Source organism: Peribacillus sp. NPDC096622 (assembly GCF_044762665.1).
Lineage (GTDB): Bacteria > Bacillota > Bacilli > Bacillales > DSM-1321 > Peribacillus > Peribacillus frigoritolerans_B.
The window spans coordinates 1-10748 of sequence record NZ_JBIWES010000041.1 but is presented as its reverse complement, the minus strand read 5'-3'; the positions used below and the strand labels follow the sequence as shown (position 1 = coordinate 10748).

General features: G+C 37.1%; 11 protein-coding genes and 2 pseudogenes. 11 read left to right on the top strand and 2 right to left on the bottom strand.

Annotated elements, in window-relative coordinates; all coding sequences use genetic code 11:
* Positions 1-214: 214 nt before the first annotated feature.
* The 3 genes and pseudogenes from ACIQYG_RS26370 to ACIQYG_RS26360 all read left to right on the top strand — a co-directional run.
* A pseudogene (locus tag ACIQYG_RS26370) lies at positions 215-313 on the top strand (transcriptional regulator); the annotation flags it as partial.
* Between the two features lie 176 nt (positions 314-489).
* Positions 490-774 (top strand): annotated as a pseudogene (locus ACIQYG_RS26365) (VOC family protein).
* A gap of 477 nt (positions 775-1251) precedes the next feature.
* Positions 1252-2514: a dicarboxylate/amino acid:cation symporter gene (locus ACIQYG_RS26360; RefSeq protein ID WP_402844403.1), complete on the top strand. Its 1263-nt coding sequence runs from the start codon at positions 1252-1254 to the stop codon at positions 2512-2514.
* An 812-nt stretch (positions 2515-3326) separates the two neighbouring features.
* On the opposite strand, the gene ACIQYG_RS26355 is transcribed toward ACIQYG_RS26360, so the two are convergent.
* Both ACIQYG_RS26355 and ACIQYG_RS26350 read right to left on the bottom strand, forming a co-directional pair.
* Complete coding sequence (locus tag ACIQYG_RS26355; protein ID WP_402844400.1) at positions 3327-4025, bottom strand: DUF421 domain-containing protein; 699 nt, start codon at positions 4023-4025, stop codon at positions 3327-3329.
* 327 nt (positions 4026-4352) lie between these two features.
* On the bottom strand, positions 4353-5348 hold the full coding sequence (locus tag ACIQYG_RS26350) for a zinc-dependent alcohol dehydrogenase family protein (protein ID WP_402844397.1): 996 nt from the start codon (positions 5346-5348) through the stop codon (positions 4353-4355).
* Positions 5349-5868: 520 nt separating this feature from the next.
* On the opposite strand from ACIQYG_RS26350, the gene ACIQYG_RS26345 reads away from it, so the two are divergent.
* The 8 genes from ACIQYG_RS26345 to ACIQYG_RS26310 all read left to right on the top strand — a co-directional run bounded on the left by ACIQYG_RS26345 (position 5869) and on the right by ACIQYG_RS26310 (position 10565).
* Positions 5869-6126: a hypothetical protein gene (locus ACIQYG_RS26345; RefSeq protein ID WP_402844395.1), complete on the top strand. Its 258-nt coding sequence runs from the start codon at positions 5869-5871 to the stop codon at positions 6124-6126.
* 63 nt (positions 6127-6189) lie between these two features.
* Positions 6190-6669 (top strand): GNAT family N-acetyltransferase, encoded by a 480-nt coding sequence (locus ACIQYG_RS26340; RefSeq protein WP_402844392.1) that lies wholly within the window; start codon positions 6190-6192, stop codon positions 6667-6669.
* Positions 6670-6989: 320 nt separating this feature from the next.
* Complete coding sequence (locus tag ACIQYG_RS26335; RefSeq protein WP_402844389.1) at positions 6990-7448, top strand: GNAT family N-acetyltransferase; 459 nt, start codon at positions 6990-6992, stop codon at positions 7446-7448.
* Between the two features lie 7 nt (positions 7449-7455).
* Positions 7456-7986 (top strand): PepSY domain-containing protein, encoded by a 531-nt coding sequence (locus ACIQYG_RS26330; RefSeq protein ID WP_402844386.1) that lies wholly within the window; start codon positions 7456-7458, stop codon positions 7984-7986.
* Between the two features lie 14 nt (positions 7987-8000).
* Complete coding sequence (gene fosM / locus ACIQYG_RS26325) at positions 8001-8423, top strand: FosM family fosfomycin resistance protein (protein WP_402844384.1); 423 nt, start codon at positions 8001-8003, stop codon at positions 8421-8423.
* Between the two features lie 36 nt (positions 8424-8459).
* Positions 8460-9152 (top strand): aspartate/glutamate racemase family protein, encoded by a 693-nt coding sequence (locus ACIQYG_RS26320; protein WP_402844382.1) that lies wholly within the window; start codon positions 8460-8462, stop codon positions 9150-9152.
* 488 nt (positions 9153-9640) lie between these two features.
* The gene (locus ACIQYG_RS26315; RefSeq protein WP_402844379.1) at positions 9641-9838 is read left to right on the top strand and encodes a hypothetical protein; all 198 of its coding nucleotides are present in this window, start codon (positions 9641-9643) and stop codon (positions 9836-9838) included.
* Positions 9839-10070: 232 nt separating this feature from the next.
* Entirely contained in the window at positions 10071-10565 is a 495-nt protein-coding gene (locus ACIQYG_RS26310) for a hypothetical protein (RefSeq protein WP_402844377.1), read from the top strand.
* Positions 10566-10748: the final 183 nt, after the last annotated feature.

Here is a 10748-nt window from a genome sequence, read left to right as displayed (position 1 = left end):
GCTTACAATGATAATGGTTAATGATATGACTATGAAATCCGGTGAATTCTAGAGCAATCGTGAGATTGTGTTTAGTTAATTGAGGGAGGTTAGTTTAATAAGGAATGATAAAGTATGTATATAGATAAACATTTGGGGTGTGATTGAAACGAATAACTGGCTATTAGAAATATATGTTGGACGGGAAGGTAAACTAGATAATGACGACTGGTAAGATGCCGGGCTCGTAAAATCAAAACGAAAGGGAAAGTATCGAGTAGTTATATTCAACAACGAACCACTTGAAAATTTGCTTAAGGGATGGATAGAGTAATTTTATAAAATCGGAACAAGACTTCTGACAAAATGTGTGGGTCCGTTTTGCTTGCAGCCAGATTGTTAGCACAGCACCATGCGTCACAAATATCAAAGGAGGCCAAACATTATGAAAATCATTGTTACCATATTTATTCAGAACAGCTGGGATTTGTAAAAAAACAAGACGTTCCAATGGGGAAATTCAGGTGGATCACGCTTGTTTCTCCCGAAGCTCATGACGGTACCGAGCTTTTACTCGAACCGAATGAGCATCCTGCCGCACAGGAGTATCAATAGAAGATATTTGCCGAGGGCATCCCGACAACAATGTTTGGCGTTGCAGATATTCATAAAGAGTACGAACGATTATTGGAAAACGGTGTGAAGTTTACAATGGAGCCGACAAAAATGGGCGTAGTCACAATAGCTGTCTTCGGCGATACATGCAGCAACCTTATTCAGATTTTGCAGCAGTAACTTTATGTAGAAATAGATGTAACCTAGTTCTAAAAGACTTTATTAGTTTGTTTTAAGTTGGGTGAAGTGCTTTAATCAACAATTAAACAGCTTTATGTTAACCCTGTCCTAATTTTAGGACGGGGTTATACATGTTTAAGATATTGTTCTCATTCTGCAATGGAAATGTACCATTGTGGGTCACCAAAAATAACGGGTGCGTTAGCTGATTAAGGAACATAAAAGATGTAAACGGGATTAATAATTAATTCTTATAACTTTATAGTAATTCAGTATTTTACTGAATCGCAAAAAAACGATACAATTTTTGGTATAATTACAAATATTATAAAATGGGGGGTGTCTATAGAAATATAGAATCAATTTTTAAAGGCCATTTCTTCTTTCTCATTTCATAGTCAAATGAGAATGGAATGATCTAATTATTGACATATTGTGTGATGAGGCTATTAATTTTTCGTTCAGGGAGGGCAACATATGAAAAAGTTTTTTGCTTTTCAAGTATTAATAGCACTGTTTATTGGAGCACTTATCGGACATTTTTTTCCTGTAATTGGCCAATCCTTAAGGCCAATTGGAGACGCTTTTATTCATCTTATTAAAATGATTGTTGTGCCTATTGTTTTCACCACTATCGTCATTGGGTCATCGGGCGACGGAAACATGAAAAAAATGGGTTCATTAGGACTTAAAACAATTATTTGGTTTGAATTTATTACCACTCTGATCCTAGGTTTAGGTCTTATACTTGTTAACATTTTAAAGCCCGGTGCCGGGCTTAATTTATCCCACCTTGCTCAAAAGGATATCACACAATTAAATGAAAGCGTTACCAAAGTGGTCGATTTTAAAACGATGCTTGTTAATATCATTCCAAGCAACATTGTTGATGCGATGGCAAAAAGTGATTTATTAGCTGTTATATTCTTCGCTATTTTATTTGGTGCAGCTGCTGGAGCAATTGGTAAAAAGTCAGAACCGGCAATGAAGTTTATGGAATCAGTTGCAAATATCATGTTTAAACTGACACAAATGGTCATGGTAACGGCACCGATTGGTGTACTCGCTCTCATGGCAGCCTCTGTAGGTCAGTATGGCATTGCCCTTTTAATCCCTATGACAAAGTTGATTGGGGTTGTGTATCTAGGGCTTGCTATAGTTATTTTTGTTTTATTCCCAATAATTGGTTGGATATTGAAGATTTCTTACTTTAAAGTGTTTCGAATGGTATGGGATTTGTTCCTTATCGCTTTTTCTACAACAAGTACGGAAACCATTCTGCCTCAGTTAATGGAACGAATGGAAGCATACGGTTGTTCGAAACGCGTAGTTTCATTCGTTATTCCTTCTGGGCTATCACTGAATTGTGATGGTTCGACATTGTACCTTTCAGTTTGCTCTATTTTCTTGGCACAAGCATATGGCATCCCGATGGACTTTGGCCAACAGTTGATTGTAATGGGGGTTCTTGTTGCAACCTCAAAAGGAATTGCCGCTGTTCCATCCGGTTCGCTAGTTGTCCTTTTAGCTACCGCCTCAGCTGTAGGACTTCCTGCAGAAGGCGTTGCAATTATTGCAGGAATTGACCGTGTGCTGGATATGGCACGTACTGCTTGTAATACTCCTGGACATGTTCTCGCTTGTATTGTGGTTTCGAAGTGGGAAAAAGAGTTCCGTCAGGGAGAATGGAAAGCTCAAACAGAACAGTCAAGCATTCGGCAGGTGCCACCAACATTCTGATGATACGTTAAGCAGCATCATTACATCAGAAGAATGGGGAAAAGCAATGATACAAGTAGCAAGGACCTGATATTCTCGCCCGCTTGAAAGTCATGAGGATGGGGTGTGAATAGTCATCTTGAAGTCTTTTTTAGAGATTGATCAGGGAAAACGTTAGTGAAAGTTGATAAATAAAGTCTTCCTTCACTAACAGCTGCGTTAGCTTAAAATCGGAACTGCCTTTTAAGGCAGTTCTTTCTTTATGGAATTAAATGGGCAGGAAGTTCAGGTACAGGGAACAGTTCGGATGGACTTGAGGAGAGCCACTTCATGGTCCGTAAGAAGTCCTTCGAGAGAATTTGAGGGGAAATGGTCACCGTTAGTAAAGTTCAATGGCAATCTTAAAAAGCATTCAAAACAGAAAAAGTAGTCTCCGATTTGCCCTGGAATTTTAATAAATCCTCTTTTCGATTAGAAAATGAAAGAGGATTTTTTTATCCTTTAGAAGTCTACTACTATGGCAATCTATTGAGCAGCTGTAATGAGTGCGAACGCATAAGGTCTTTATTAGTAGAAATTGATGAAGAATATGGGACTCCTTTAGCAGATGCTTACTGGGATAAAAACTTAGCATTGGGAGTTACAATAGCTAGTTATTTTTTGCTTTATATAAAGAATATTAGTGGTTTCAAATTATCTTAAAGTTGCCAATTCCTATTACTATGTCCTATTGGTGTTTTACGGCTTTTAAAGACGGTACAGCGAGAATCTTTAGGGATTTTCACTGTACCGTCTATAATTAAGCAGAGCAAAAATAAAATCTCTTAAGTTTTTTATGGTATATTAGAATTTTTTTGGGGATATGGCTGTATATAGAATCCATCTGTTTCTGACCATTCTCCATATAGGATATCCTCAATTGTTTTATAATTTCTTTTCTGAAGCCCTTCCAGAAGCCATTCTTTTGATTTTTTCACGGATCGAAGCTCTTCCTCTTTTATTTTGCCTTCCTCAATTACTAGGATAGAAGGGGCTTCATCCCCAGGATTAAGGCCAAGCATTTCTGGTGTGACGCTTCCTGTCTTGGTATGAAGCTTTACACTGATGTCCCCGCCAGGCTCAAGATATAAATCACGCACTTCCCGGAGAGTAAACACACCCTGTTTCCGTAGCATGGTTCGAACCTGTTCAATATCCAGATGATTTTTTTTCATTTGTTTTATGTCCAATTCGCCATTACGAATAATCAAAGAAGGATGTCCTTTGAGCAATTTTTTCATGCGATCACTTTTTTGAGCGCAAACCTCTATGATATAAACGGAAATTCCCCAAAGGCAAATTGCAAATAGAATCTGCCAAATCGACACTTTTTCATCGTAGATGCCTTCTTCTAGAATGCCGCCTAATACTAAAGCGTAAATAAAATCAAAAGGGGTAACTTGAGACATTTCTTTTTTTCCAAGAAGTCTTGTCAAGGCCAGGAGTCCAACCAGCCCAATCACCAGCTTTATTGCTATTTCCAGATAAATCATTTTATCACCTCACCTTTTATTCCTTTTCTCCCTTTTAACAATCATTTAAACCAAATTGTACCTGGTATTTATTTTCTGCAATTATTTTTGAAGTCAACATCAGTGGCGGGATTATCAACCAGTGAAAGTAAAGTTTTTATGGAGCTAAATGAATTTTTCTTGAAGTGAAAAATATGCTTTTTGAATGAAGAACAAGCGGAGGTAATTGCCCTATTCGAGTTTTACGGCAATTAAAAATAAAAGCAGACGGTACAGCGAGAATCTATAGAGATTTTCACTGTACCGTCTATTTTTAAATGAACATAAGGTTGTTAAATTGCATATTGATTACCAATTATTTTTCAAAACAATTTTTCCTATCGCCTTGCCTGACTCCATGTACTCATGGGCTTTTGAGACTTCATCAAACGTGAACATGTTTGGATCCACAAGCGGGCGCAGCTTACCTTCCTCCACCACCCTGGCAACCTTCTTCAAAATTTCTCCATATTGCTTATGCATGTCCTTATTTAATATCTTCAACAACATAAATGTAACATGTAGAGAAAGTCCCTTTGAATGCACTGGGGAGAGGTCATGAGTCGAACGGGCAGCAATGGCTGCTACCGTGCCATGTACCGCAGCCGCTTCAAAAGAGCGATCAAGGTTTTCTCCACCTACCGTGTCAAACACAACGTCAAATCCTTTTCCGTCTGTATATTTTTGTACATAGTCGTGTACGCTTTCTTCTCGATAATTGATCGTTACGTCTGCACCAAGGCGCGTGCCAATCTCCAGCTTCTCTTGCGAAGAGGCAGTTGCATGGACTGTCGCGCCTCTCCATTTGGCTAGCTGAATGGCAATATGGCCTACACCGCCGGTTGCTGCATGGATCAGTATATTTTGTCCAGGGACTAGATTTGCCCGATTAAATAATGCTTCCCATGCAGTAATGGCAACTAGTGGTAAAGCAGCGGCTTCTTCCATCGTCAAATTTTTCGGCTTGTGAGCAAGTAAATCAACATCTGCAAGCATGAACTCTGCAAGTGCACCGCCAGTCCCTTTAAAACCGCCCGCACATCCAAACACTTCATCGCCAACTTTAAACTCAGTCACTCCTTCACCCACTGCAGATACCAAGCCTGCAACATCACCATGTAAAACGGCTGGAAACTCGGGGGCAACGGCTGGAACTGCACCAGCACGGACCTTCGTATCAATAGGATTTACACTTGAAGCCCTGACTTGAATAAGTGCATGTCCAGGTTTTAATTCGGGTTTTGAAACCTCTTCAAGCTTAAATACGGATGGATCGCCAAAAGATTGAATAATTTGTGCTTTCACTTTAGTCACTCCTATTTATTTTTATGGGGAATGTCTCATTACCTATGCATGTTAAGGGTCGTAGGGAATAGCATGAAAAGTAAGAATATTTAGTCTTAACAATGATACTTTATCTACTATAAAATTAAAAGTTACGCACATTTTTTAAAAGGGAATTTAAGAGAAGTTCTTAAATCATTAAACTATTAATCTGATTGTTATTACTAATATATCAGTGATGGTAGCGCGAAGGTGGAGCATATACTTAAGTGCAGTTTTATATCACTATTGATTGAAGAGTGAGCTGCCGTATAGGCGGCTTTATTTTATTGATCCATAGGTTTTTTCTAAAATCAATTTCCTTCAGAAATCTGTAACAAAAAAAGTAGGCTGGCCGGTTTTGATCACAGTATGTATATTCGTAGGTGTTTTACATAATTTAATCAACTAACAGGGGCTTTACTTCATTACCAGGAGCTGATGAGCAGCTCCTTTTCTTATGCAATGATATGGTAAAATGAGTAAAAAAAGGAGGGGCAATATGAAAGTGATTCTTCAAGCAATGATAGGTTCAATTTCGATTCATGCAATCTATGTAGTCGTTATGATGTTAGTCGGTTATATAAAAACAAAAAACTATAAACCGGATATTGAGAATGCATGGGGAATGGTAGAAAACCTTCAAAATGATGTAGAGTTTGTGAGTGATACGCCCAATCATTTTTATGTATTATCATTTTTAGGAGTTTCAGTAATATGTGGAATTGTAATTTTATCGTATGAAAAGTTAATGAACTAACGGGTTATGTTATTTTAGCATGAATAACGTGAAAATGACCTTAATGATTAAAGGGGGAGAAGGATGGAAATTCGTTCAGTGAAAGGGTCAGATTACTATGCCATATCGCCGCTGATCAATGAGTGGTGGGGCGGAAGGCAAATGTCTGATATGTTACCGAAATTATTCTTTGATCATTTTACAAATACAATTTTCATAGCCGAAAAGGAAGGGAAAATAGTCGGTTTCTTAATAGGGATCCTATCTCAATCTCAATCTGATGAGGCATATATTCACTTTGTCGGAGTGCATCCTGAATACAGAAAAAATGATATCGGAAAACATTTATATAATCGATTTTTTAAGGTCGTTAATCAATATGGACGCAATGTTGTCCGTTGTGTAACGTCTCCGGTCAACAAATCTTCAATTGCCTATCATACTAAGATGGGATTTGAAATGGAAGCGGGAGATAAATTCATTGATGGTGTTTCAGTCCACTCTGACTATGACGGACATAATCAAGATCGAGTTTTATTCATGAAACAGTTATCAATGAACTAAGGTCGACCAGAAAATTCGGTCGACCTTTTTTATAGAATCCGCTAAGGCAGGACTAGCTAAAGCGTTTATTATTCATTGCTAATGATGCCTAGAATAGCACTTACAATACCTGTTCTTTGTAATATTTCTTTTTAGGACCTCATATTTATCTAATCTGCTCATTGTATGCCCCTTCATGATTGATTGGTAGTTTCGGTGAATTTCTTCTTCTTAGGCAGCTCTTCTTTTATGGTCCTATAGGAACAGGTTAGTTCAACGAGGATAAGATATAATTTGGATTAATATACAAAATTTTAATGAAAATAGAAAGGAGCATGAATATGACAGAAATGATACCACTGACATCGGGGAATTTGGAGCTATGTATCGAACTTTACATGAACGTTTTTAATCGTGAACCATGGAATGAAAGATGGACATATGAAACGGCTAAAGAGAGACTTTCCGACTTATTGCATACGCCTAAATTTCTTGGCTTTTTATTTCATGTTGATCACAATCCTGTTGGTTTTGTTGCTGGAAATAGTAAGGTGTCTTATCAAGGTTTAACGTATTATTTGGCAGAGCTTTGTGTGAATAATGAAATGCAAGGCAAAGGGCATGGCTCAAAAATGCTTCGATCTTTAGAAGCTGAACTGCAGAATAGAGAGATTAAAAGTCTATATTTATTAACGGCTAATGACGGGCTTGCAGAAGCATTTTATCTGAAAAATGATTATGTTGTAAATGAAGATAGGGTGGTCATGAAGAAAAATTTATTTAATAGTCAAGGGATGTGATGGAACATTGTCGAAATCTGTAAAGCTGTATCAATTAAGCCGAAAAGTACATAAATGGACAGGATTGATTTTATCCATTTTTTTTATGTTCATCGCAGTCACGGGCCTCGTGCTTGTTTATATGATACCACTCGGAGTGGCTGATGAGTTACGGACGGGGAAAGAGGCGAGCCCGGATCAAGCGATACCAATGGAGAAGGTCGTATCCATTGCTGTGTCTCAGGATCTTCCAGGTGCGGACTCGGTTGAAGATATATTTAGAATCGAATATAGACCAGGTGCAAATGTGTACCAGGTTCGCTTTAATAACGGTCAAGGTGTTCAAATGGATGTAAGTACGGGAAAAGTGTTATCTACAAATCCAGATTACTCGACTTTCCTCATTACTCTGCATGATGGAACCTTCTTTGGCGATTGGTATAGATACACTATCCTCACAATGACTGGTTTATCCTTAATCCTGCTGTCATTTTCCGGATATTACATGTTCGGGTATCCTCTCTATAAGCGTCTAATGGCGAATAAAAGGCAATCTTAATATGAGGTGGTAGAGTGTCTATAAAAGGTTTGAATCACTTTTTATTTTCAGTTTCCGATTTAGAGAGTTCCATAGAATTTTATCAAAAAGTTTTTGATGCAAAATTATTAGTAAAGGGAAGAACCACAGCCTATTTTGATTTGAATGGAATGTGGGTTGCCCTGAATGTAGAAAAAGATATTCCCCGTAATGAAATAAGCCAATCATACACACATATAGCATTTTCCATAGAAGAAGCCGACTTTATGAACATGTATGAGAAACTAATCGGATTGAATGTAAACATCCTGTCAGGACGTCCAAGAGATGAAAAAGATAAGAAGTCCATTTATTTCACTGATCCAGATGGCCATAAGTTTGAGTTTCATACAGGTACTTTACAAAATAGAATAGATTACTACAAACAAGAAAAAACACATATGGAGTTTTTCGACTGATAAGTAAGCTATTTTCAAATGAAAAGGGGAATGTTCATGAAAACTATTGGGCTTATTGGCGGTATGAGCTGGGAGTCATCATTAGAATATTATCGGATCATCAACGAAGAAGTAAAAGCCAAATTGGGAGGATTGCATTCAGCCAAGTGCATTTTATATAGCGTGGATTTTGAAGAAATCGAACGCTACCAAGCTGAAGGGGATTGGGAAAGTTCCGGCAAATTATTAGGCGATGCAGCTCTGTCTTTGGAAAAGGCAGGTGCCGAAATGATTGTAATTTGTACAAATACGATGCATAAAGTGATTGGATATATTGAAGAAAAAGTCAGTTTACCGATTTTACACATTGCTGATTCAACGGCAAAACAAATTCAAAAGTCCAAAATCAGTACGGTTGGTTTACTGGGCACTAAATATACGATGGAGCAAGACTTTTATAGAACACGAATTGAATCTAATGGTATCGAGGTCCTGCTACCAAATGATGAGGATAGAAAAGTCATCAATAAAGTAATTTATGAAGAATTATGTTTAGGGGAAATTCAACAATCATCAAGGGATCATTACAAAAAGGTAATCAAGGGGTTAGTGGATGATGGAGCGGAAGGAATAATATTAGGCTGCACAGAAATTGGATTACTAGTAAAACCAGAGGATTCAGAAGTGCCATTATTTGATACAGCTGTAATACATGCCATTGAATCCGTTAATATGGCAATGGAAAAATGAATGAATGACATTGTGCCTCAATAAGGAAGGTTGCTGCGGCAGCCTTTTTTTTGTGGAGATGAAGGGACAGGATAATTGAGGTGATCAAACCATATTTATGTAATTATGTGTTAGAGTTTTACTAGAAGATATGGACTCAAATTTAAAGGGAGATAAAGATGAGAAATGTAATTACCATTTTAATTTGGATCTTATCAGGAACTTTTTGTTCATCCATAGTAAGGGGATGTTGAATGTTAGTCCTTGGGGAATGCACAATTTTTTTAATATAACGATACAGATAGCGGTTATTCTATTACCGGTAATCGGACTGTTTTTGTCAATTCTTATTAAGAAAAGAGTCATAAAGTATCTAATGATTTAGGGTGCTTAATAAATAGTTATTATCTCTCCATTCCATTCACCTTTGCTTGGTTAGATTCCTTTCAGGTCATTTAATACAGTAGAACACTTTTGAATTTATATTGCAGTAAAGGAGAAGGTTGGATTTGATTAAGATTGATACAGTTTTTTCATATGTTCTTCTCGGTGTGATTGTTTTTTACGCCTTGGAGTTGGTAGCTGTCGGTTCAGGTTTCGGGGTACTTGTTGGCGGCAGTTTTGGTTTACTTTTATATATAGCCAATCATATTAGTGAAAATCAAAAAACAATGGACAACACGGAAGAACCTGATGACAAGCAATAAATATTAATATACTAAGATAAAAGGTGCTTACATTATAACAGGGTTGCTGTGGCAGCTCTTTTTCTTACGGAACTAACGAGAGGCAGGATAGTTGAATAAGGAAGCAAGTGATTTAATGTTGTTTTATACATAAATGTCTCTTTAACACAGAAAAAGTTTTACTCTTGTTTATGATATAATTTTGATTGAAGAATATCGATTTATACTATGACTATTGGATTGGTTGTTGAAGATGAAAAGGAAGAAAAAGAAGAAAAACGAATCAAATATAATTAAAATGACATTTGGAAAGAATTCTTATGTTAAGGACGATGAAACAGATTTTATTTTTGCGTGGTTACATCCTATTATTTCGTGTAGGTTATGTATCAAGTATTCTATAAAATGGATGACGTCTGTGGATTCTTCTTTAGCACCTAATGTTCATCGTTACTACATTTTATTCTTTACATTGATATTGAGGTCATTTTTGTGGATTTATATTGGAATGGGGATTGGGGTAATCTCAAATGATGAGTCAGATGGTATGAGGTTAGTGACAGAGATTCCAATGACTATCGGGATGTCATTTTTATCTATCTTTGCACTGTTGCTGGTTTTACGGATTGTCATTTCTTTCTTTGAACTGATCAGACTATTTAAAAAAGATAACTTATTTTTGTATGGTTTGGGAGTTACCGTTGTATATGGATTTATTGGCATGATCATGTTGGGAAGTGCAATGTGATAGTTTTATACAATATTCTTCTTCAGGTAACGGGTGCTTTAGCTGAAGATCGGAGCTGTCTTTAAAGGCAGCTTTTTCTTATGGAACCATCGGGGCAGCATTCCTGTAATAACTGAAAATGAGGTTTGAACGAAAAAAGACCTCTTGATAAGATGAATGTGTCCTGAGCTGGCCAGCTAAAAA